This is a genomic window from Rhodopseudomonas sp. NSM, from assembly GCF_052445935.1.
Classification (GTDB): Bacteria; Pseudomonadota; Alphaproteobacteria; order Rhizobiales; family Xanthobacteraceae; genus Rhodopseudomonas.
Window position 1 is genome coordinate 1 of record NZ_JBQTCH010000018.1, and the last position, 547, is coordinate 547.

At 67.8% G+C, this 547-nt stretch carries 1 protein-coding gene; it reads right to left on the minus strand.

Annotated features, from left to right (window positions below):
- The coding region (locus ACTZWT_RS24375) for a transposase (RefSeq protein ID WP_444772265.1) at window positions 1–547 on the minus strand (547 nt) is incomplete at both ends.

Here is a 547-nt window from a genome sequence, read left to right on the forward strand (position 1 = left end):
CCGCACCGCTTCGATGTCAAAGCCCTTGGTCTTCATCAGGCGGAAGACTTGCTCGATGGTCCAGCGCTGGCGATAGAACCCGGTGATCAGCAGGGCTTGCGCCAGCGTCGTCACCTCATGCGTGGTCAGCAGGCGCCAATGCACCGGCGTCACCGAGGTCGGCGGATCGATCTCGCGCGCCTCAACCAAGGTCAGCGTCACGCTCTTCGGCAGATGCGCCGCTTCGGCCGGATGGTTGCGCTTGGGCCGCCTCAAGGTGATCTCGCGGGCACGAAGCGCCAGCGTCGCCCGGCGCGCTGCCCGCCCCGGATTGGCCGGCAGATCGATCGTGTCACGGCCGAGCTCGGCCACCTGCGCCATGCAGTCGTACAGCCTGCCGCCGCCTTCCAGAGCGCGATCATGATGGGCGCGGATCAACAGTTCGGTCTCGGCCGGCCGGCAGGCGAACTCATCGTAGATGTCGCCTTCGCGGTCGGCGATGACGGTCACGCAAGCTGCGCCCGCGGCGACCAGACCGGCCGCCGCCCTGGTCGCATCAAGCCAACGA